The sequence below is a fragment of the Bradyrhizobium betae genome (genome assembly GCF_008932115.1).
GTDB lineage: Bacteria > Pseudomonadota > Alphaproteobacteria > Rhizobiales > Xanthobacteraceae > Bradyrhizobium > Bradyrhizobium betae.
The window spans coordinates 5,679,117-5,700,624 of the sequence record NZ_CP044543.1 but is presented as its reverse complement, the minus strand read 5'-3'; the positions used below and the strand labels follow the sequence as shown (position 1 = coordinate 5,700,624).

Here is a 21,508-nt window from a genome sequence, read left to right as displayed (position 1 = left end):
CAGCCGCAAGCGGGGCCAGGTGATGCGCTAGCCCAAATTCAACTCCTTGAAGAAGTCGTTCCCCTTGTCGTCGATGATGATGAACGCCGGGAAGTCGACGACTTCGATGCGCCAGATCGCTTCCATGCCGAGCTCGGGATATTCGAGCACTTCGACCTTCTTGATGCAGTGCTCGGCGAGATTCGCCGCGGCGCCGCCGATCGAGCCGAGATAGAAGCCGCCATATTTCTTGCAGGCCTCGCGCACGGCGGGCGCGCGATTGCCCTTCGCCACCATCACCATCGAGCCGCCGGCGGCCTGGAACTGGTCGACGAAGGAATCCATGCGGCCCGCCGTGGTCGGACCGAACGCGCCGGAGGCGTAACCCTCGGGCGTCTTGGCGGGGCCGGCGTAGTAGACCGGGTGGTTCTTGAAATAATCCGGCAGCGGCTCGCCCTTGTCGAGGCGCTCGCGCAGCTTGGCATGCGCGGAATCGCGCGCGACGATCATGGTGCCGGTCATCGAGACCCGGGTCTTGGTCGGATACTTCGAGAACGTCGCCAGGATGTCCTTCATCGGCTGGTTGAGGTCGATCTTGACGACCTCGCCGCCGAGCGACTGCTCGACCTGCGGCAGATACTGCGCAGGGTTGTGCTCGAGCTCCTCGAGATAGACGCCGTCTTTGGTGATCTTGCCGAGCACCTGGCGATCGGCCGAGCAGGACACCCCAAGGCCGATCGGCAGCGAGGCGCCGTGACGCGGCATGCGGATCACGCGCACGTCGTGGCAGAAATACTTGCCGCCGAACTGCGCGCCGACGCCGAGCGACTGCGTCATCTTGTGGATTTCCTGCTCCATCTCGACGTCGCGGAAGGCGTTGCCGTCGGGCGAGCCGTGGGTCGGCAGCGCATCGAGATAGCGGGCCGAGGCCAGCTTCACCGTCTTCATGCAGAGCTCGGCCGAAGTGCCGCCGATCACGATGGCAAGGTGATAGGGCGGGCACGCCGCGGTGCCGAGGGTGAGGATCTTTTCCTTCAGAAAGGCAAGCAGCCGGTCCTTGGTCAGCACCGAGGGCGTCGCCTGGAACAGGAAGCTCTTGTTGGCGCTGCCGCCGCCCTTCGCCATGAACATGAACTTGTAGGCGTCATCGCCCTCGGCGTAGATCTCGCACTGCGCCGGCATGTTGTTGGCGGTGTTCTTCTCCTCGTACATCGAGAGCGGCGCGACCTGCGAGTAGCGCAGATTGCGGCGCAGGTAAGCATCGCGCGCGCCTTCCGACAGCGCCGCCTCGTCGTCACCGTCGGTGATGACGTTGCAGCCCTTCTTGCCCATGATGATCGCGGTGCCGGTGTCCTGGCACATCGGCAGCACGCCGCCGGCCGCGATGTTGGCGTTCTTCAGAAAATCCAGCGCGACGAACTTGTCGTTCGGGCTGGCCTCGCCGTCCTCCAGGATGGCGCGGAGCTGCTTCAGATGGCCGGGGCGCAGATAATGGTTGATGTCGCCGAAAGCCGCCTCCGACAGCGCCCGCAGCGCCTCGCGCGACACCACCAGCATGTCCCTGCCCAGGACCTTCTCGACGCGCACGCCCTCGGCCGTGATCTTCTTGTAGGGCGTCTCGTCCTTGCCCAGCGGGAACAGCGGGGTGTGCTTGTAGGGCGGAACGGGCTTTGCGGGGTCGGGGAAGGCGGTGGGAGCGTTCATGGGGGCGGATCTCGGGGTTTTGGAGCCCTCGCGGGCCTCTCAGCATGGAAGCGTTCTAAGCTTTTTTGCCGCAAAAGGAAGCGCCTCGGAAGCCCGCCAAAGTCATGGGTGAGCCCTAGATTTCGCGATCCCTCGCCCCGTGAAGGATGGCCAATACGTCAATCAGCTGGTTTGTTTGATCGATCGCATAGACGATGACATAGGGAGCCTCCACGAGTTCTCGCGTCCCTTCAAGCAAACCCGGACGACCTATGTGAGACAGACCGGAAACGGCAAGGCGCTCGATCTTCACCCTGATGCGATCGGCTATCCTAGCTGCCGCGCGGGGCTGTCTTGAGATATCCAATCAATAATCTCGTCGAGATCACGAGCTGCCGACTCGTGAATGACGACCTTCATTCGCCGAGGCGCCGCTGGAGCCGTTCCCTAAACTCCTCGAGGGTAAGCCGACGCGCATTCGGATCGGACCGACGGCGGCGAACCTCCTCGACCTGCTCGTCGGTCAACCGATAGGCGCTCTCGTCCTGCGACTCCATGAGCATCAGCATCTTCGCTGCGTCTTCCTGGCGCTCGGGCGGCCAAGTCAGAACGCGGTCCAGAACGGCCTTCACCTGATCCTTGCTCATGTGCTCTTTATATCACGCACCTGCCAGCATGAAAGACCCACCCTTGCGCTTCGCGTCCGCCGACGCTTGAATGCGCCCTCCAAGGGGCTTTTCATCATGATTTTCAAACTGCACTTCCGCGGCGCGATCCTGGTCGCCGCCGCCATCACCGGCCTTGTGACCCTCGCCTCACCCGCGCGTGCGGACCGCTGCGACGACAGCGCCAAGGAGCTGGCGAACCAGGTCGATCGCCTCAAGGTGAATTTCCGCGCCGCCAACGTGGTCTACCTGACACATCCGGGGGCCAAGGAGCTGTCCGTGGCTTGCCGCGGCGACAAATATTCCATCGAGCTCTATGCCAAGGGTGATCGCAAGCCGAAGCCGGAGTTCTTTGCGCTGGTGGGATCGATGGCGGCGATCGTCTTCACGGTGACCAAGGACGACACCACGACGGGCGCGACACGCTGCCTGAAGCGGATGGGACTGCTCCGCGGTGACAAGGTCGCCATGCGCTACCGGCGGCTCAACATGGAATGCACCCGGACCAAGACCGACGCGTCCATCGCGATCACGCGCGGCAAGGACGAATAGAGCGGGCGCTCGCGCTTTCAACCTACTCCGTCATTGCGAGCGCAGCGAAGCAATCCGGAACTGTCTTCGCATTGGGACTCTGGATTGCTTCGCTGTGCTCGCAATGACGAGGAGAGTTCTCGTCGTCTCACGCAAATTGCGCAGAGGAGGCCGCGACGAAGACAGCCCCTCCCGCTGCACCAGATCCCTCGCATTTTAACGATTGGCTTGACGGAAGTTTCGCGCCTCGCGGCGCAGGGTCCAATTGTTTCCATATGTGAGGATTTGTGGATGAGCGTTTCTACCGTTACGCCGCCGCCGATCGCGATCGTGGTCCCGAGCTACGACACGACCAAGCAGCAGGACGACCAGGCCAAGACCAAGGATACCGACCCGACCTACAAGCCGCCGCCGCCGGCGCCGCTGCCGCCGGGTCAGGGCACGCGGATCGATCAGCTCGCCTGATCGAGCCCGCCGATGATGACGAAGCGCCCGATCCGGTCGATCGGGCCTTTCGCGCGTCCGGCCCGATCTTTGCCGGATGCGCCATGAGCACGCATCACGGCTCTCTGCGATAAGCCGAGACCTCCCGGAAAAGCGCGCGCGCTCCTCCAATCGGGCGACGCCACCGCGTCCGGCCCCCGCTAGACAGCGTCCGCACCCACGCAACGGGAGTCGCGACGATGTTCTGCAAGCCCCCCTGCCCCGACGAGCACGACCTCTCCCCCGTCCCCGACGATTCAAACGACCGATCTGGTCCGGAGCGTTCACGGGCGCTCGGGAGCCATGACGCGTTCGGGCGATTGATCGCGCCCGAAACGGCCGGTCCGGAACGGGGGCTGCCGCCAGCCTCCCTCCGGACCGGTTAGATTTCTTATTTTGAGGCGTTGTCTTCACGCGAACCGGAATCCACTTCGCTCGAAAACGCTCTAGCCATCGAGCTCCCTGTAGCGGCGGAAGATGCCCTGCTCGTTGAAGGGAATGCGGCGCTCGCTCGCAAGATAGGCCTTGATGTTCGGCCTCGCGGCGATCCGGTCGTGCAGGCCGACGAGGCCGGGGATGTCTGCCTCGAACGCCTTCATGCGCCTGGGGAAGGCGTAGCGCAGCCCGGCGACGATCTGGAATAGCGAGAGATCGACATAGGTGAGCCTGCGTCCGGTGACATAGGCGCCGCCATTGTCGGTGAGGAACTGCTCGAAATAGCCGAGATATTTCGGCACGCGCTCGCTCCAGAACTCGGACGTGCGCTTCCTGGCCGCCGGCTTCTGGTCTTCGTAGTAGAGCGAGGGTCCGAGCGGATGATGGGTGTCATGGATCTCCAGCACGAGATCGGTGATGGTGAGCTGAAGCTGGTGCACCCAGAGCTTTCCCGCTTCCGTCTTAGGCGCGAGCCCGTGACGACTGCCGAGATAGAGCAGGATGTTGGCGGTCTGGCCGATGACGAGCTTGCCGGCTTTCAGGAACGGCGGCGCAAAGGGCGGCGTGCCCTTGTGCGCGTCCATCATCTTCATCATCGCGCCGGTGCCGCGCGGACCGCGCGCGACGTCCACGTAAGCCGCACCCGCCTCCTCCAGCGCCAGCCTCACATATTCGCCGCGGCCCTGGATCTCGGGCCAATAGTAGAGCTCGTATTTCATGGGAGGGGTCCGTGCACTTGGGGGTGCGAACAATGTAGCACGCAGCCGAAGGTTCCGTCAGCGAGGGATGGAACGGCGGCGCCACACACTCCGTCGCAATGACGGAGGAGACAAACGAAAAGGGCGCCGTGCCGAAGCACGACGCCCTTGCCTTCAATTCGAAGGCGATCAGTTGGTCTGCTGGATCGCCGACAATTCCCAGGTGCCGCCCGTCCGGCGGGCGAAGGTCCAGACCTCGGTGGCCTCGCCCGGCTGTTCGCTGCCGGCAACGATCGCGCCGGTGTTGCGGTCGAGCGTCTTGTCGGTGAGTGAGAAGCGCAGCGCCACCGTAGCGTAGTCGGTCTCGCCCTCACGCCAGGATTCCGCGAGGTCGCCCTGCAACAGCTTCACATTCGTGACCTTGTTGACGACGTTGCTCGCCCGGTTCTTGCCGAGGTCCTGCTCGAAATAGGAGACCATCTCCGGCGTCGCGAGCGTGTGCAGCTTGGCCACGTCCTCGTTCGACCAGGCGGCCTGGACATCACCGAGCAGGCGCTCGAACGCCTCGTAGTCATCAGGCTTGATCTCGAGCGGCGCGTTGTTGGTGCCACCGAAGCCGAAGCCGCCAAGACCGCTGCCAAGACCGCCGCCAAGACCACCACCAAGAGCGCCGCCGCCGAGGCCGCTGCGATAGTTCGGCTGCGGACCCTGACCGGCATTCGCATCAGCATTGGCATAGGCCGTCTGCGGCGTGTGGCGGCGCTGCCACCAGGACATCGCCAGCCGCACCACGACAACGACCAGCACGATCTGGATGATCAGGCCGAGGATCGACGACAGGCCGCCGAGGCCGCCAAACAGGCCGCCGCCGAACAGCATGCCGAGCAGGCCGGCACCGAGGAAGCCGGCCGCGAGGCCGCCCATGAAGCCGCCGGCACGGCCGAACAGGCCGCCGCGCGCGGGCGCGGCTGCGGCCGAATTCATGCCTGCGCCCGGCTGGGTGTAGGTGCGGTTGAACTGCGAGGCCGAGCCCGGCGCGGTCGTGGTCGAGGGCGGCGCCGAATAGGTCCGCGAGCCGCGCGAACCCGACGACATGCCGCCACCGACCCGCGCGTCGGCGGACGAGATCGCCAGTGCAGTCGGCAGCGCAAGCGCCAGCACGACGGCGATCGTCTTGAAGAGACTGCGGGAGCGTTGCGAGAAATTCATGTTCGTTTCCCAAATCCCCGGCATGGGGACGTGCCCCTAAGATGGGCAGACTTCCCGAAAAAGAAAGCCGGTTTCGGAACCCGTGGCTGCGGCCCTCAGTCGCGGGGATGTGGCAAAAGCCCATATTTGACGAGGGTTTGGCCGGGCCTACGGCGGAACTGTGGTCGCCGGGTACCGGCAACTCATCCGCACGGATTCCGCTTTTTCCCCGTCCATGCGCCCTTGCGACCAAGCGGTGGGGACGCTCACCCCTGCTTCGCCATCGTCTCCTTCACCGCCGCCACCAGCTGACTGAGCGTGAACGGTTTTGGCAGGAAGTCGAATTGCTGCCCTTCGGGCAGGCTCTTCTCGAAGGCGTCCTCGGCATAGCCGGAGACGAAGATGAACTTGATGTCCGGATTGGTTTCCCGCATCGCCTTGAGCAGCGTCGGGCCGTCCATCTCCGGCATCACGACGTCGGAGACGACGAGATCGATCGCGCCGCTCTGCTCCTCCAGCATCTCCATGGCCTCGACGCCGTTCTCGGCCTCGACCACGGTGTAGCCGCGCGAGCGCAGGCCGCGTGCGTTGAGCGCGCGCAGGCCCTCCTCGTCCTCCACCAGCAGGATGGTGCCCTGTCCGGTGAGATCGGTGCGCGGCTTCGCCTCCGCCGCGGGCGCAGCGTCCTTGGCGGCGCCGTTGGTCGCGCTGGCCACTGCCGCTGGCTGCTCGACCTGCGCTTCGGGCTCTGCATGATGGCGCGGCAGGAAGATCTTGAACGAGGTGCCCTGCCCCGGCTCGGAATCGACGTAGATGAAACCGCCGGTCTGCTTGACGATGCCGTAGACCGTGGAGAGTCCGAGGCCGGTGCCCTTGCCGACTTCCTTGGTCGAGAAGAACGGCTCGAAGATCTTGTCGCGGATGTCGGCGGGAATGCCGGTGCCGGTATCGGCGACCTCGATCCGCACATAGTCCGCGGCCGGCATGCCCTTGTAGGCGAGCTTGGCCGCTTCTTCCGCGGTGACGTTGGCCGTGCGGATGATCAGCTTGCCGCCGTCGGGCATGGCATCGCGCGCGTTGACCGCGAGATTGACGATCACCTGCTCGAACTGGGAGACGTCGACCTTCACCGGCCAGAGATCGCGGCCGTGGATGGTCTCCTGCTTGACCTTCTCGCCGATCAGCCGGCGCAGCAGCATCGCGAGGTCGGAGAGCGCATCGCCCAGATCGAGCACCTGCGGCCGCAGCGTCTGCCGCCGCGAGAACGCCAGCAGCTGCCGCACCAGGGTCGCAGCACGCGTCGCGTTCTGCTTGATCTGCATGATGTCCTGGAACGACGGGTCGGTCGGCTTGTGCGCGTTCAGCAGGAAGTCGTTCGCCATCATGATGGCGGAGAGCACGTTGTTGAAGTCGTGGGCGATGCCGCCGGCGAGCTGGCCGACCGTTTCCATCTTCTGCGACTGGTTGATCTGGTTCTCCAGCGCGCGCCGCTCGGTGGTCTCGAGCATGTGCACGATGGCGGCTTCGGCGTCGTTCTCGGCCGAGTCGACCGGCGTGACGAAGAACTGGCCCCAGCGCTCCTTGGTCCCCTCGAGAGCGACCTCGACCGGCGCGATGTCGGCCTGGCCTTCTGCGGCCTGGTTGATGGCTGCGATCAGCAGATGACGGTCGCGCGAACTGACCGCGCGGAAGATCGACTTGCTGGCGTTGTCGAGCCCGAGCGCCTGCCCGAGCTTGGCATAGCGCGCATTGGCGCGCACGACGTTGCCGCCACGGTCGACGGTCGCGATCGCCATCGGCGTGTGGTCGAAGAAGCGCATGAAGCGCACTTCGGCGGCACGGTCCGGATCGCTGCGCTCGTCGCGGGCGCGGCTGATGACCAGCGTGCGCGACGGCCCCGGCGCCCCGTCGGCGCCGAAGGCGAGCTTGTGATACAGCCGCACCGGCATGGTCTTGCCTGTGCGCATGCGCAGGTCGATGTCGAAAACTTCCGTCTTCACCTCGCCCGGCACCGCCACGATCGACGTCAGCAGCGAGGCGCCATCGCCCGAGACGATGTCGGTGAGCTTCAGCCCCCCCGAGCCGATCTCGGCCAGATCGTAGTCGAGCCAGTTCGCCAGCGTTGCGTTGACATAGGCAAGCTCCCCGGCCGGATTGACCGAGAAGAAGCCGCACGGCGCGTGGTCGAGATATTCGATCGCGTGCTGGAGCTCCTGGAACACGTCCTCCTGGCGCTCGCGATCACGGGTGATGTCGGCGATCGACCACACCGCATAGCGCGTCTCGCGCTTTCCAGTGCCGAGTGGACGCACCCGCATGCGCAGCCAGCGGCCCTGGCTGCCGTCCTGGCCGGAGATGCGCACCTCCTCCTGCTGCCGCTTGCCCTCGCGGGCCGCCTTCAGCAGGCGGAACACGGCTTCGGAGACGTCGGGGTTGCCGATGAAGACGCGCTCCACGGGGCGCACGTCCTGCGGACCGGTGGCGCCGGTCAGCGTCAGATAGGCCGCATTGGAATAGATCACATGGCCGCGCGGGTCGGTCACCGCCAGCCCGTCGAAGGCGTGGTCGGCGATGCGGCCCATCACGGGATCGTCGAGATTGCGGTCGACGAAGCGGATGATGCCGGCGGCGAAGGCGAACAGGTTGAACAGGCCGACCATCGCCAGCACGGCGAGGATGCCGAGAATGTAGGGCTGCGCCTGCACGCGCCCGAGCGTCATCAGCCCTACGGCGACCGCGACGAGGCCGGCAGCCACCAGCAGCACGAGCGCAATGCTGCCCGAGCGCGGCGACGGCTCGTGCGTCGCAACGGGCTCGCGTGGGAGATCGTGGTCGGTCTCGGCAGTCATCTCAAGCTGGCACAGCCTGTCGGCAGAGAATCAACGCGCTACGCCGCGCGCACGGCCCTCCCTGCCTGAATCGGACCCGCAGGCGCAAGGGCAGCAAGGGCGAAAGGTACGCTGATTCCCAGATTACGGCCATTTCCGGTACTTTTCGGGGGTTTTATCCGCGGCCGGCGCTGAATCCGCGCTTCAGCCGCATGACGTAGCCGATGACCTCGGCGACCGCATGGTAGTGCTCGGTCGGGATTTCCTGGTCGATTTCGACTGTGGCGTAAAGCGCGCGGGCCAGCGGCACGTTCTCGACGATCGGAATGTCGTGCTCGCGCGCGATCTCCCGGATCTTGAAAGCGAGGTTGTCGACGCCCTTGGCGACGCAGATCGGCGCCGACATGCCGCGCTCGTAGGACAGCGCGATCGAATAGTGGGTCGGGTTGGTGATGATCACGGCAGCCTTGGGAACCGCCGCCATCATGCGCTTCTTGGAGCGCTGCTGGCGCAACTGCCTCAGCTTGCCCTTGATGTGCGGGTCGCCTTCGGACTGCTTGAACTCTTCCTTGATCTCCTGGAGCGACATCTTCTGCCGCTGGAACCAGCTGCGATACTGGAAGAAATAGTCGCCGATGGCGACGATCGCGAGCGCGGCGACCACGGCACCGAGCAGATGGATGGTCATGCTGGTGGTGGCGCCCAGCAGGGCGGCGGGGTCGAGCTTGACCATCGCCTCCATGCGATGCCGTTCCGGCCACAGGACGATGGTCATCACCACGCTGAGCGCGATCAGCTTGCCGATGCCTTTCAGGAAGTTCGCCGCCGCCTGCTTGCCGAAGATGCGCGTGAAGCCGGCGGCAGGCGAGATCTTGCTGAATTTGGGCTTGAGGGATTCGGCCGACCACACCAGCCGGTGCTGCAGCATGTTGCCGGCGATCGCTGCCAGCGCCAGCATCAGCAACGGTATGCCGACCGCCGCGAGCACCGCGAATTCGATCTGCTGCATCAACGCCAGCAGAGCCTTGCCGTCGGTCTTGATCATCCAGGAATTGGCGAGCAGGCCACGCATCGGCGTCAGCAGCCCGCTGCCGACCGATCCCGAGAAGGTCGAGACCACGAGCGTGCCGCCCGCGATCATGAACCAGGTGTTGATCTCCTGGCTCTTGGCGACGTCACCGCGTTCGAGCGCCTCTTCGAGACGCTTTTGTGTCGGGTCTTCTGTTTGACTCTCTGGATCCTTGTCGTCCGCCATCGATCACCTGTTCAACGGCATCATCTGGTGCATGACACCGATGAAGTAGTCGAGATACGTGCCCATCATCGCGGTGAGCACCACGGCGAGCACCAGGAAGCCCGCGAAGATCGACAGCGGCACGCCGACGAAATAGACCTGCATCTGCGGCATCAGCCGCGCCAGCACGCCGAGCCCGATATTGAAGACGAGGCCGAACACCAGGAACGGCCCGGAAAGCTGCAGGCCGAGCAGGAACGCGGCGGCAAAGGCGCGCGTCGCCAGCGAAGCGACATCGCCGCTCGACACGGTCTCGCCCGGCGAGAAGATCGCGTAGCTGTCGTTCAGCGCCGCGATCACCAGGTGATGGCTGTCGGTGGCAAATAGCAGCGTGATGCCGAGCATGGTCAGGAAGTTGCCGACCAGCACGCCCTGCTGGCCCTGGGTCGGGTCGACCGAGGTGACGAAGCCGAGCCCCATCTGCTGGGCGATGACGGAACCTGCGACCTGAAGCGCCGACAGCGTCACGCGCGCGGTCGCGCCCAGCACGATGCCGATCACGATTTCATGCAGCATCAGGACCAGAAGCGGCGCGATCGAGCCCATGTCGACCTGGTAGGCGCTCCGATGCAGCGGCAGGATGATCAGCGTGAGCAGCAACGCGATCGACAGCTTGATCCGCGTCGGAATATTGGTCTCGCCCAGCCCCGGCAGCAGCATCACCATCGCGCCGACCCGGGCGAAGACGAGCATGAAGGCCGCGGCGAGCGCCGGCAGCAGCGAGACGTCGATGCGCATGACCGGCGCATTGTGCCTCAGCCGCCGATGATTCGCGACGAGATCCGCAGCATGTGGGAATGAAGTGCGTCGGCCATGAACGGCAGCGCCAGCAGCATCGTGGCGAAGATGGCCAGGATCTTCGGCACGTAGATCAGCGTCTGCTCCTGGATCTGCGTCAGCGCCTGGAACAGCGACACGATGACGCCGACCACGAGGCCGACCACCATCAGCGGCGACGACACGATCACGATGGTCCAGATCGCATCACGCGCGACGTCGAGGGTTTCGGGTCCGGTCATTTTCTTTTTCTCACTGTGAATTGTTGGTCGTCATTCCGGGGCTCGCGCAGCGCGAGCCCCGGAATCCATCGAGCCGCGGGGTTGGTCGCACCATGGATTCCGGGTTCGCGCTGCGCGCGCCCCGGAATGACAGCGCCCCAAATCAGATCGGCATCTTCATGATGTCTTCATAGGCCGCGATCACGCGGTCGCGGACCGAGACCAGCGTGGACACCGCGACGTCGGTGTCGGCGACCGCCGTCACCACGTCCATCACGTTGGCCTTGCCGGCGGCCATCGCCACCGTCTGTGCGTCGGACTTTTTGCCGGACTCCATGACGCTGCCGACGGCGTCTTTCAGCAGCGACGCAAAGGATTGCCCGCTCGCTTCGCTGCCCTTGCCGGCACCGGCGCCGCTGTTTTCCAGCACGCGGGCGAGGTTGGCATAAGCATTGGCGGCGACTGTCGGTGATGCCATGGCTCAATTGTCCTGTTCAGCTCTTGAGGATGTCGAGAGTGCGCTGGATCATCCGGCGCGTCGCACTGATGATGTTGAGGTTGGCCTCGTAGGACCGCTGCGCATCGCGCATGTCGGTCATCTCGACCACCGAGTTCACGTTGGGATATTTGACGTTGCCGGAGCCGTCCGCCGCCGGATTGTTCGGCTCGTATTTGACGCGGAAATTGGACTGGTCGGGCTTGATCTTGCCCAGCGTCACGACCTGCGCATCGAGCGTGCGGTCGAGCGCGGAGGAAAAGGTCGGCACCTTGCGCCGGTAGGGATTGCCGCCTGCGGTCTGCGAGGTCGAATCCGCGTTCGCGATGTTTTCCGAGATCACCCGCATGCGCCCGGCCTGCGCGCGCAGCCCGGAGGTCGCGATCGCCATCGAGCGGGCAAAGTCGCTGCTGTCATTCGCCATGGTCTACCTCTCCGGCCCTAGCCTTTACCGATCGCGGTCTTGAGCAGATGCAGGCTCTTCGAATAGAGCGAGGTCGCCGCCGCATAATCCATCTGGTTGCTGGCGGACTTCAGCATCTCCTCTTCGAGATTGACGGCATTGCCCGCGGGACGTGTCTCGAAGCCTGCATTCTTGTTCTGGTCGAAGGCCGAGGCCGCGCCTGACGGGCTGATGTGGGAGCCGCTGGTGCGGGTGAGCGCCAGAGGGCCCATCGATCCCGTGACCGCGCCTGCCTTGTCGAGCTTCGGCTCGACCAGGTCGCGCGGCCGGAATTGCGGCGTATCGGAATTGGATACGTTCTCGGACAGGACGCGCTGGCGCTCCTGGTGCCACTGCATCTTGGTGCGAAGCGCCGACAGCACCGGAAGGTCGTTGATGGACATCGTTGCGGCTCCTTCCGCCTCTTGCGGATCTGGGGTCCGAAGCTAGGCAGAATTTGCCGCGTGTATGGTTAACAGGTGGTTAAGGATGCGATCGACGCTTGCCATCGCGCGGAACACGCGTTTGCGCTCCCGTGATTCTACGCCCCGAAAAGCGGCATTAACCCAATCGCTTGGCCGGTCATGCACAGGCCAAGAAGTCGTTTTGGATCGAGCGATTCATGGGTTATTAAGAGTTGGGGACGGCAAAACTTGCCGTGGGACGTTAAGAAATCGCAGTTTGGGGCATCGCACGCCTGTGGTCGGCGCATCTGACCTTGGGCACGAGAAAAGCGCCATTTGTCGGGGACAAGTATGCAAGGCAGCCCTATCACCTTCATCGTCGCGTTCATCGTCGTTCTGGCGTTGATCGGCGTCGCTGCATGGCTGGTTCGCCGATTCGCCTCCAGCCGGCTCGGCGCCAACACCCAGCGCGGCAGGATGCCCCGGCTCGCCGTGATCGATGCCGCCGCGGTCGACGGCCGGCGCCGCCTGGTGCTGGTCCGGCGTGACAATGTCGAACATCTCTTGATGATCGGCGGCCCCACCGACATCGTCGTCGAGCCGAATATCGTGCGCGGCGCGCCCGGCCGCGACCAGCTTCCGCAGCGTCCCAACGCCGCCGAGCCGCCGCGTCTCGCGCCGATGCCCGACACCGGCGGCTGGGCCGACGAAGCGCCGCGGCCTGAGCTGCTCGATCATCCCGAGCCGCAGATGCCCGAGCCGCCGCCGCGGCCCGCACGTCCCTCCTTCGCCGACGAGGTGCGCCGGCCCGCGCCCGCTTTGGCCGAGCGCCGCGGCGAGCCGCCACTGGGCGGCTTTACGCCCGAGCCGATCGCACCGCGCCCTGAGCGCGAGCTGCGTCCCGAACCCCTACCGCCCCGCATCGCCCGCAACGAACCGCCGCTGATGCCGCGTCCGCCGCGCCAGAGCGAGCCTGTGAAGGTGCCGCCGGTCCGCGCCGAGCGCGCGCCCGCACCTCCGCCACCTCCGCCCGTGCCGCAGGCTCCGTCCGTTCCAGCGCCGCCGGCTCTCGCCCCCGCGGCGCCATCGAGCGCCGAGCAGAATCTCGCCGAGATGGCGCAGCGGCTCGAAGCCGCGCTGCGCCGTCCCGCCGGTGAGACGGTCGCGCCGCCGGTTGCACCCGAGCCGCCCGCCCCGCCGCCGCGCGTGGCGCGTAGTGAGCCGCCGACGCCACCGGCCCCGCCCGCAAAGCCGGCCGTGGAGAAGACCAGCTTTGAAAATCTCGAAGACGAGATGGCCTCGCTGCTCGGCCGTCCGAAGCCGTCTTCGTGAGGCTGTCGGCCCTCCCGCGTAGAGTTTTTCTTCTTTCTGTCCTGATCGGCGCGGCTTCGCTCGCGAGCCCTGCGCATGCGCAGGACATCAGCATCAATCTGGGCGGTCAGGGGGGCGGCGGCGTCACCGAGCGCGCGATTCAGCTCATCGCCCTGCTCACGGTGCTGTCGATCGCGCCGTCGATCCTGATCATGATGACGTCGTTCACGCGCATCGTGGTCGTGCTGTCGCTGCTGCGCACCGCGATGGGCACGGCGACAGCGCCGCCGAACTCGGTGATCATCGCGCTCGCGATGTTCCTCACCTTCTTCGTGATGGGACCCGTCCTGCAGAAATCCTACGACGAGGGCATCCGTCCGCTCGTCGCCAACCAGATCAGCGTCGAGGACGCACTCCAGCGCGCCTCCGTCCCCTTGCGCGGCTTCATGCAGAAGAACGTGCGCGAGAAGGACCTCAAGCTGTTCCTGGACCTGTCCCGCGAGCCGCCGCCGGCCACTCCCGACGACCTCGCGCTGCGCATCCTCGTCCCCGCCTTCATGATCTCGGAGCTGAAGCGCGCCTTCGAGATCGGCTTCCTGCTGTTCCTGCCCTTCCTGATCATCGACCTCGTCGTCGCCTCCGTGCTGATGTCGATGGGCATGATGATGCTGCCGCCGGCGACGATCTCGCTGCCGTTCAAGCTGATCTTCTTCGTGCTGGTCGACGGCTGGTCGCTGGTGGCGGGGAGCCTGGTGCAGAGTTACGGGGGATAGTAACCGCAACTTCCGCTGTCATGCCCCGGCTTGACCGGGGCATCCAGTACGCTGCGGCCCATCGATCGATCACTTCCGTCTCGGAGTACTGGGTCGCCCGGTCGAGCCGGGCGACGACACCGAACGTGTGACACGAATCGCGTTACGTAGGGCAGACTTGCCCCCTACCCCTTCACGTCATACTGCCTGCTGAGGTGATCCCCGATCTGCACCAGCATGGCGACACTTTCGGGAAAGCCCGGCTTGTCCCGCGTCGCCTGGTCCGCATCGGCACGGAATTCCCAGCTGTCACCGTCGCGGACGATCGAGATGGCGAGACCATCCGGGCCATCGGCATGGACCTTCAATTCAGCCCGCGCCATGGCGACGAGTTCGGCTTCGGTCTTGGCAGGCTTGCTCATAACAACGCTCTCCCGGCATGAAGGGGCACAGGTTGCCGCCTGGCGCGGCACCTGTCGAGAGGTCCAGAGGTAGCAGGGTTCCTAACGCGTCATCTTGATCTGCCGCACGACGGGGATCGTGGGCAGCGAGCCGGTGTGGTCGGCCTCTTCCTTGGCCTGCGGCGAGCCCGGTGCGCGGGCGGTGGCGTCGGGGAAGCGCTGCTTCATCTCGCGCAGGAAGCCGTCGAGCGTGTCGACGCTGGCGGCGAGCTTGGCGATCTCGGCGAATTCGGCGCTCGAGGAAGCGGCCGGCTTGCTGGCGATGTCGAAGGCGAGACGGTCGGCGCTCTCGCTCATCAGCGGCGCGTACTTCTCGCGGAAGCGCGACAGGCCGATCGAATCGTCCGCGAGCGCATAGCCGACGGCGGCGCGGATGATGTCGCTCTTCTCCACCGCGTTGAGCGGCTTGAAGTCGCGGAAGCGCTCGCCGTAATAGAGCTCGATCTGCTCGGCGGATTCGCGCCAGCGCCGCGCCGCCCAGAAGATGTCGGAGCGCAGGCGAAGCACCTCGCGCCCGGATACGTTGGAGACGATGTCGAGCGCGAGGTCGTGACGGCCGACGTCGCTCTGCGCCCGGGCCTCCAGCAGCAGGCGCTGCTGGCGCAGCTCGCCGGAGAGATCGCTGATGCGGCTCGCGCGCAGCGCCGCGATCGCCTTGTCCGGCCTGCGGTTGGCGAGATAGATCATCGACAGGCGTGCGGCGACCTGGGCGCGGGCGGCGCCTTCGAGACGGTGGTCGACCTGATATTGCAGAAGCTCGGCCGCCTGGTCGAGCAGGTCGATCGAGGCGAGGCGGTCGGAGAGACGGCGGATCAGTTCGTCGCCGCGACGGCCGATCGGCGTCAACTCGCGAAACTCGTAGAACATCCCGAGCGCCTCGACCGCCGGCAGATCGTCGCCCTTGGAGCCCAGGAAGATCTGCGTGAACAGGTCGGAGGCAAGGTCCTGCGCCTGACGCGAGGCCTCGGCGTTCGGCTGGAGCCTCGTCGCGGTGCGCGCCGCCGTGAGCGCGTCGCGATAGCGCCCGTTCTCCGCGTACATCTGGGACAGCAACTGGAGCGTCTTGACCTCGATCGAGTCGCCGCGCCAGGTCATCGACAGCGTCTCGAGCTCGCGCAGCGCGTCTTCCTTGCTGATCTCGTCGCGCTTCTGCCGCAGCGCCACCTCGAGCTGCTTGGCCTCCGCCGCCGCCGGCCGGTCGTTCGAGGCGACCGCGAACTTGTAGTCGTCGAGGGCGTCCTTGTCGTGACCGAGCGCCTCGGCGAGCCGGCCGCGCAGCACGGCGAAGCCGGGCGCTGCCTCGGTCGGGACGCCGACCACCTCGATCTCGCTGCGGCGCTTGGAGGCGCCGGCATAGTCCTTGACCTCGAGCGAGGCGCGCATCGCGTCCATCGTCACGATGCGCTGGATGTCGAGCGGCAGCGAGGCGATGGCGAATTCGACGTTCTTGAACTTCTCGCGCGCATCGGCCCATTTGCCCTGGCGCGCATAGGCGAGCGCCTTCCAGAGCTGGGAATCATGGCTGTTGCCGATCACGGGATTGGCGAGGTCCTTCAGACCCTGCGCCGGCCGCCCGATCAGGATGCTTGCGATCGCATGCATGATCAGCGCGCTGCTCTCCTCCTTGTTGAGCGGATCGCTCAGCATCAGGTCGGTCACGGCCTTGGCTTCGTGATACATGGCGCGCGACATGTAGAACTGCGCGAGGTCGAGCCGCGGCAGCGAGCGCTGCGCCGGCTCGGCGGCGGCAGCCGCCATGATCAGCTCGCCCTGCCGCGCCACGAAGTCTTCGGACTGGCCCTTGCGCCAGCCTTCCGGGCTGAAGATCGGCCGCACCGCGGTCGGCGCGCGGTCGGCGGAAATATCGACCGGCGACAGCGTCAGTCCGCCCTTCTTGCCGAGAATGACCTTGTCGGAACCGACCTCCACACCGACCTCGTCGGAGTTCGGCCGGATCGCAATGCCGTGCGCGGATTCCAGCAGCGAGAGATCGACGAGGTCCTGCCGCTTGATGAAGCCGCGGACCGGCCGCTGCGCGGTGACGACATAGAGCATGTCGCCAGCGTCGGGATCGGTCAGTTTGTGCAACACGCCCGGATTGGCGAAGGGGATCGCGATGGTGGCGAGCGCGGGATCGGTGATGTTGCGCGACATCATCAGCGGCAACGGCGTCGCCTGGATCTTGTCGGCGAGCGTCAGCAGCCAGTTGGTCTCCTTGCCGACCTCCTCGCTCGTCAGCGAATAGACCAGCGGCCGGGTGAGACGGATGCGCACCGCCTGCCCCTTGTCGAGCGGCATGCGGCTGACTTCGCCGATCATCGCACCGCCCCTGGTGCGGATCGCCTCGACGTCGATCGGCTTCGGCGTGTCGAACACCAGCCACACCGTGTCGCCGCGGCGGAACGCCGCCGCGGGCGTTGCAACCTGAAGCGGGAACGTGACGCGCAAGCCGTCGCTGTCGCGGCGTGCATCGACGCTGGCAATGGGCGGCTGCGGCGCGGCCGGCGCCTCGGCAACCGCGGGCTTGACGGGCGCAACCGCGGCTTCCGTTGCCGGCGCGACCGGCTTCGGGGCTTCCTTGACGGCTTCCTTGGCGACTTCCTTGACAGCTTCCTTGACGGTTTCCTTGGGCGCTTCCGCGGCGGGCGGCGCCTCGACCACGGGAGCCGGCGCCGGCTTGGGTGCTTCCTTGAGCACTTCCTTGGGTGCTTCGCCGGGCGGCACCGCGGCGGGTGCTTCCACCTTCGCCTCGGGCTTCACCTCGATTTTGGCTTCGCGGGCGATCGTCTCCGAGGTCGGCGGCGCGATCTCGCGCTGGGCGTCCTTCGGCTTCTCGGCCGCCGGTTTTTCCGGCGCCGGTGCGGGTGCATGACCTTGGGCAGCAGGCTTCGCCTGCGCGAGCACGGATTCAGCGGTTGCGGCCGTCTTGCCCTTGTCCGGCTGGAAGGAGATGTCGACGACGTAGTTCTTCTCGTCGCGGAAGGAGTGCACGTCGGAATCGCCGATCAGGGCGATCTCGACGCTGGTCTGATCGACGTCGCCCTTCTGCTTGATCGAGGCGACGTTCGGGGGCGCGGCAACGACCGCGTCCGCCAGATCGAAATTGAGGTTGGCGTTGAAGGCCAGCGTGAGCTTCTGCTCGTTGAGCACGGAGGACACGCCGACGCCGTCGGGCATCTCGAACACGAAACGGACGAAGGTCGGCTGCACCGAGGCGCGGACGCGGATCGGCGGACGCTTCTTGCTCTCGGCCGAGGCGCGCTGGGCACGCAAGGCGCGTTCGGCCACGCGCGCGCGCTCGGCGAGTTCCTTGACCACGTCCATGGGCAGGCTCGGCGGCGGCCCCTTCCAGCCGTCCGGCAACAGGTCGATGAAGGTGCGCTCGCCGGCGTTCATGGTGTTGACGGTAACGCGCCGCGCCAGCGACAGCCGGATCGCGCCGCCATCGGGATCGCGCCGGGCGGAATTGACGTAATCGGGCGCGCCTTCCGGAACGCGGTCGACGGGAACGTCGACCGGCCGGTCAAAGCGGATGATGAGAATGGAGCCGGCGGTCGTGACCTCGGAGGGAACGTCCTCGCCGAGCTTGATGACCAGCCGGGCGAAGCCGCCGGCGGCCGAGAAGCTCGCCTCTCCCCGGATCGGGTCGGCCGCCCTGGCGGGCGCACTGATGCCGATCAGCAGGCAGGCAGCCAGCATGGCGGCCTTGCGGACATGGCGCGACGGCACCCGCGCCAAGGCGCGGGCTCGCGACACAAATCCAGCGGCAGCCTTCTGCGCCATTGGCGGCATTTCTTCCGGTTCGACGGTCCATGCCGGCACTGGCGCCGGCCCGTGCCGCCGATTGTAGGTTTTGCCAATTAAGGGCTTCTTAAGTATGAGCCCTCAATTCGGCTTTTGCGTCGGCTTGCCGTCGATCTTGGGCAGATCGCCGGCCGAGGCCGATTGATCGCCGCCGCCATTGGCGCGGCGGGCCATCTCGACCGTCAGCCGCTCGGCGGCTTCCGGCGACATCAGGCCCATGATGTCCGACATCTTTCGCGGCGCGATGGCCGAGGCGATCTCGATCAGAACGCCCATCTCGAGCCGGTCGAACACCCGTGCGGCGTCCTTGGGCTTCATGCCCTCGTACATGGTCACGAGGCCCTTCATGCGCTGGGCTTCGGCGGCCTTCTGCTCGGCCTGGCCTGCGGAAATGCGGGATTCCACCGCCTTCATCTCGTCGACCTTGTTCTCGATGCGCTTCTCGGCCGACTTGAGCAGGCTCTCGCGAATGTCGATCTCGCGCTGGCGGGCCTCGATCTCCTGGCGGCGGGCCTGCAACCGTTCCAGGATCGCGCGCTCCGAGGCAGAGATCTGCGGCTGCGTCTCGTCGATCTTGACCACGGTGCCGCCCTCCATCTTGGTCTCGGGAGCAGCGGGCTTGGGCGCCTCCTTCGGCGCGCCATGGGTCGAGCCGGTGATGTCGGGGTCTTCCCGTCCCGGAAAATTCAGATTCTCCTGCGCCCAGGATTTCTTGAGCTTGTTCGGCTGGTAGTCGAAGACATAGCCACCATTGATCACGAGGCCCGCGACCTTGAGCGTGGCGAGGCCTGCGACGGCGACCAGGACGATCGGAATGACGCGGATGTTACGAAAGGACTTCATACCCTGACTTTATGCGGCAAGGCCGCCGTTGGATCGTCGGCGCTCGGAGAAGGCTTCGGCCGCGGCCGCCACCGCCTTCGCCGAGGATGGCTTGACCACGGGCGCGGCAACCGTTTCCGGACCGGTCATGGGGCGCGCGGCGATCGCGATCTTGGACAGGCGCCGCACCACGTTGTCGGCTTCGCCGAGCTGCTTGTAGAGCTGGTCCGACATCTGGGTCGCCGCCGCGAGCTGGCTGCCGAGGTTCTCGTTGACGTCGCGCACCGCGAGCTTCAGCCCGCCGATCGCGCGCTCGGCGATCTCGGTCGCCGTGATCAGCTCGCCGATGACCGCCTTCAGCGAATGCTCGTCCGCCTTCAGCCGCGTCAGCCGCTTGTTGAGCATGACGCAGTAGAAGATCGTCAGCATCAGCAGGATAGCCACCAGCGTCTCGATCGCCATTCCCAGGGAGTGGTTCATGGGGCCTCCATCATCTTGTTCTGCTCGTCGACCTTCTCGAACATGGCAAGTGTCGTACTTGGCTTGCGCAAGGGTTTCGTCACCCGAATCGCGACGCGATCGCCGACCCGGCCCATCCGCCCCTCGGTCAGGGTGACGTCGCCGCAGCGCACGGTCACGTTGGCATCCGCGCGCATGTCGAGCGGCAGGGTGTCGCCGACCTTGAGCCGCATCAGCTGCTTGAGCGGGATATCGGCCTCGTAGAGCACGGCATCGACCGCGATCTCGGCCTGGTTGATCTCGGTGGCGAAATGGCCCTCCCAGACCGTGTCGCGGCCGAATTTCTCGCCCATGAACATCTGGAGCAGGACGCCCCGGATCGGCTCGATGGTCGCATAAGGCAGCAGCAGCTCGATATTGCCGCCGCGATCTTCCATGTCGATGCGCAGGCGCACCAGGATCGCGGCGTTGGCGGGCCGGCTGATCGCGGCGAAACGCGGATTGGTCTCGAGCCGGTCGATCGAGAAGGTCACCGGCGACAGCGGCCGGAACGCCTGCTCGGCGTCGGTCAGCACCACCTCGACCAGCCGCTTCACCAGCTCGGTCTCGATCGTGGTGTAGGGCCGGCCCTCGATGCGGAGCTGGCTCGAGCCGCGGCGGCCGCCAAGCAGCACGTCGATCATCGAGTAGATCAGGCTGGAATCGACCACCGCCATGCCGAAGTTTTCCCACTCCTCGGCCTTGAACACCGTGAGCACGGCTGGCAGCGGGATCGAGTTCATGTAGTCGCCGAAGCGCACCGAGGTGATGCGGTCGAGCGAGACTTCGACGTTGTCCGAGGTGAAATTGCGCAGGCTCGTCGTCAGCAACCGCACCAGGCGATCGAAGACGATTTCGAGCATCGGCAGACGCTCGTAGGAGACCATCGCCGAATCGATGATCGCGCGAATGCCGGAATGGTCGTCGAGCGTGACGTCGCCGACGGTGAAACCGAGGAGGTTGTCGATCTCCTCCTGCGACAGCACCCGCTCGCCGGAGTTCTTGCCGGTGCCGAGATCCCGGCTGCCGTCCTCGACCATGGCCGCCCATTGCAGGGCCATGGTCTCGGATAGTTCGTTTTCGGCAGCAGCCTTCGCGGCCTCGGCGGGATCCTCGGAATCGAGCGAGGCCTCCCATTGGGCGGCAATTGCATCCTGGTCTGGTTGGTCGGTGCCCGCCATGATCCCTAGCCCACCATGCTCACTGGATCACGACTTCCTTGAACAGCACCGCGCTGACCTGGACCGGCGCGACCGCCGCGTTGACGCGCTTGGTCAGCTCTTCCTTGAGGCGGAAGATGCCGGCGGAGCCGTTGAGGTCGGACGAGCGCAATTCACGCACATAGGTCTGGAAGATGTCGGTGATGCGCGGCATCGTCGGCTTGATCACCTCGACCTGTTTCTCTTCCTTCAGCTCCAGCACGACCTTCAGCTTCAGGTATTGCACGCGCTCACCCGGCGCGCCGGCGAGGTTGACCATGATGTCGGGCACTTCGACGAAGGCCGGGGGCTTCGGTGGCGGCGCCGCCTCGGCGTGATGCTCGTCCTCGCCATGGCGGAAGAACAGGAACCAGGTCGCAGCGCCGCCCCCGAGCAGGACGAGTGCGCCGACGACGATCAGGATCAGCTTGAACTTGCTCTTGGGGGCAGCGGCTTCCGCGCCTTCGGCGGCTGCGCCGCCTTCCGCTTCATTCTCTGCCATGGTCGATCAGGCTCGCTCATCTTAAACGGATCGAA

Annotated in this window: 22 protein-coding genes; 4 read left to right on the top strand and 18 right to left on the bottom strand. The window is 65.8% G+C overall.

Translation table 11 applies throughout. The features are described from left to right. Positions 1-27: 27 nt before the first annotated feature. From F8237_RS27315 to F8237_RS27305, 3 genes are all read right to left on the bottom strand, one after another. Positions 28-1,683, bottom strand: a complete 1,656-nt coding sequence (locus tag F8237_RS27315) for a fumarate hydratase (RefSeq protein ID WP_151649318.1) — start codon at positions 1,681-1,683, stop codon at positions 28-30. 115 nt (positions 1,684-1,798) lie between these two features. Then, the gene (locus tag F8237_RS37485) at positions 1,799-2,029 is read right to left on the bottom strand and encodes a type II toxin-antitoxin system RelE/ParE family toxin (protein WP_151649317.1); all 231 of its coding nucleotides are present in this window, start codon (positions 2,027-2,029) and stop codon (positions 1,799-1,801) included. A 49-nt stretch (positions 2,030-2,078) separates the two neighbouring features. Beyond that, complete coding sequence (locus F8237_RS27305) at positions 2,079-2,309, bottom strand: hypothetical protein (protein WP_151649316.1); 231 nt, start codon at positions 2,307-2,309, stop codon at positions 2,079-2,081. Positions 2,310-2,405: 96 nt separating this feature from the next. On the opposite strand from F8237_RS27305, the gene F8237_RS27300 reads away from it, so the two are divergent. Both F8237_RS27300 and F8237_RS36485 read left to right on the top strand, forming a co-directional pair. Then, positions 2,406-2,879 carry a hypothetical protein gene (locus tag F8237_RS27300; RefSeq protein WP_151649315.1) on the top strand — a complete coding sequence of 158 codons (474 nt, stop codon included), beginning with the start codon at positions 2,406-2,408 and terminating at the stop codon, positions 2,877-2,879. Between the two features lie 270 nt (positions 2,880-3,149). Beyond that, the gene (locus tag F8237_RS36485) at positions 3,150-3,323 is read left to right on the top strand and encodes a hypothetical protein (RefSeq protein ID WP_167527492.1); all 174 of its coding nucleotides are present in this window, start codon (positions 3,150-3,152) and stop codon (positions 3,321-3,323) included. Positions 3,324-3,787: 464 nt separating this feature from the next. On the opposite strand, the gene F8237_RS27295 is transcribed toward F8237_RS36485, so the two are convergent. From F8237_RS27295 to flgB, 9 genes are all read right to left on the bottom strand, one after another. After that, positions 3,788-4,495, bottom strand: a complete 708-nt coding sequence (locus tag F8237_RS27295) for a glutathione S-transferase (protein ID WP_151649314.1) — start codon at positions 4,493-4,495, stop codon at positions 3,788-3,790. A 168-nt stretch (positions 4,496-4,663) separates the two neighbouring features. Next, entirely contained in the window at positions 4,664-5,707 is a 1,044-nt protein-coding gene (locus tag F8237_RS27290; RefSeq protein ID WP_151649313.1) for a Tim44 domain-containing protein, read from the bottom strand. 221 nt (positions 5,708-5,928) lie between these two features. After that, the gene (cckA, locus tag F8237_RS27285) at positions 5,929-8,511 is read right to left on the bottom strand and encodes a cell cycle histidine kinase CckA (RefSeq protein WP_151649312.1); all 2,583 of its coding nucleotides are present in this window, start codon (positions 8,509-8,511) and stop codon (positions 5,929-5,931) included. 154 nt (positions 8,512-8,665) lie between these two features. Next, entirely contained in the window at positions 8,666-9,745 is a 1,080-nt protein-coding gene (gene flhB, locus F8237_RS27280; protein ID WP_151649311.1) for a flagellar biosynthesis protein FlhB, read from the bottom strand. Positions 9,746-9,748: 3 nt separating this feature from the next. Continuing rightward, positions 9,749-10,522: a flagellar biosynthetic protein FliR gene (gene fliR / locus F8237_RS27275; protein ID WP_151649310.1), complete on the bottom strand. Its 774-nt coding sequence runs from the start codon at positions 10,520-10,522 to the stop codon at positions 9,749-9,751. A 17-nt stretch (positions 10,523-10,539) separates the two neighbouring features. Continuing rightward, positions 10,540-10,803: a flagellar biosynthesis protein FliQ gene (gene fliQ / locus F8237_RS27270; RefSeq protein WP_015684971.1), complete on the bottom strand. Its 264-nt coding sequence runs from the start codon at positions 10,801-10,803 to the stop codon at positions 10,540-10,542. A 142-nt stretch (positions 10,804-10,945) separates the two neighbouring features. Next, positions 10,946-11,260: a flagellar hook-basal body complex protein FliE gene (fliE, locus tag F8237_RS27265; RefSeq protein ID WP_151649309.1), complete on the bottom strand. Its 315-nt coding sequence runs from the start codon at positions 11,258-11,260 to the stop codon at positions 10,946-10,948. Between the two features lie 16 nt (positions 11,261-11,276). Next, positions 11,277-11,702, bottom strand: coding sequence for a flagellar basal body rod protein FlgC (flgC, locus tag F8237_RS27260; RefSeq protein WP_151649308.1), 426 nt, complete (start codon positions 11,700-11,702; stop codon positions 11,277-11,279). A 17-nt stretch (positions 11,703-11,719) separates the two neighbouring features. Further along, positions 11,720-12,124 carry a flagellar basal body rod protein FlgB gene (gene flgB / locus F8237_RS27255; protein ID WP_151649307.1) on the bottom strand — a complete coding sequence of 135 codons (405 nt, stop codon included), beginning with the start codon at positions 12,122-12,124 and terminating at the stop codon, positions 11,720-11,722. Positions 12,125-12,475: 351 nt separating this feature from the next. Here flgB and F8237_RS27250 point away from each other — a divergent pair, with 351 nt between their 5' ends. Together F8237_RS27250 and fliP are read left to right on the top strand one after the other, a co-directional pair. After that, entirely contained in the window at positions 12,476-13,456 is a 981-nt protein-coding gene (locus tag F8237_RS27250; RefSeq protein WP_151649306.1) for a flagellar biosynthetic protein FliO, read from the top strand. Then, entirely contained in the window at positions 13,453-14,208 is a 756-nt protein-coding gene (fliP, locus tag F8237_RS27245) for a flagellar type III secretion system pore protein FliP (RefSeq protein ID WP_151649305.1), read from the top strand. Before F8237_RS27250 ends, fliP begins: the two co-directional genes overlap by 4 nt. 164 nt (positions 14,209-14,372) lie before the next feature. Here the strand turns inward: fliP and F8237_RS27240 are convergent, their stop codons facing one another. The 6 genes from F8237_RS27240 to fliL all read right to left on the bottom strand — a co-directional run bounded on the left by F8237_RS27240 (position 14,373) and on the right by fliL (position 21,473). After that, entirely contained in the window at positions 14,373-14,609 is a 237-nt protein-coding gene (locus F8237_RS27240; RefSeq protein WP_151649304.1) for a hypothetical protein, read from the bottom strand. Between the two features lie 81 nt (positions 14,610-14,690). Further along, entirely contained in the window at positions 14,691-18,431 is a 3,741-nt protein-coding gene (locus tag F8237_RS27235; protein ID WP_162006240.1) for a tetratricopeptide repeat protein, read from the bottom strand. Positions 18,432-18,533: 102 nt separating this feature from the next. Next, positions 18,534-19,295, bottom strand: coding sequence for a MotE family protein (locus F8237_RS27230; RefSeq protein WP_151649303.1), 762 nt, complete (start codon positions 19,293-19,295; stop codon positions 18,534-18,536). 9 nt (positions 19,296-19,304) lie between these two features. Continuing rightward, a complete protein-coding gene (locus F8237_RS27225) occupies positions 19,305-19,754 on the bottom strand; it encodes a DUF6468 domain-containing protein (RefSeq protein ID WP_151649302.1) in 450 nt (149 codons plus the stop codon). Next, positions 19,751-20,953 carry a flagellar motor switch protein FliM gene (fliM, locus tag F8237_RS27220; protein ID WP_151649301.1) on the bottom strand — a complete coding sequence of 401 codons (1,203 nt, stop codon included), beginning with the start codon at positions 20,951-20,953 and terminating at the stop codon, positions 19,751-19,753. The genes F8237_RS27225 and fliM overlap by 4 nt, the downstream gene beginning before the upstream one ends. Positions 20,954-20,972: 19 nt before the next feature. Then, on the bottom strand, positions 20,973-21,473 hold the full coding sequence (gene fliL, locus F8237_RS27215; RefSeq protein WP_151649300.1) for a flagellar basal body-associated protein FliL: 501 nt from the start codon (positions 21,471-21,473) through the stop codon (positions 20,973-20,975). Positions 21,474-21,508: the final 35 nt, after the last annotated feature.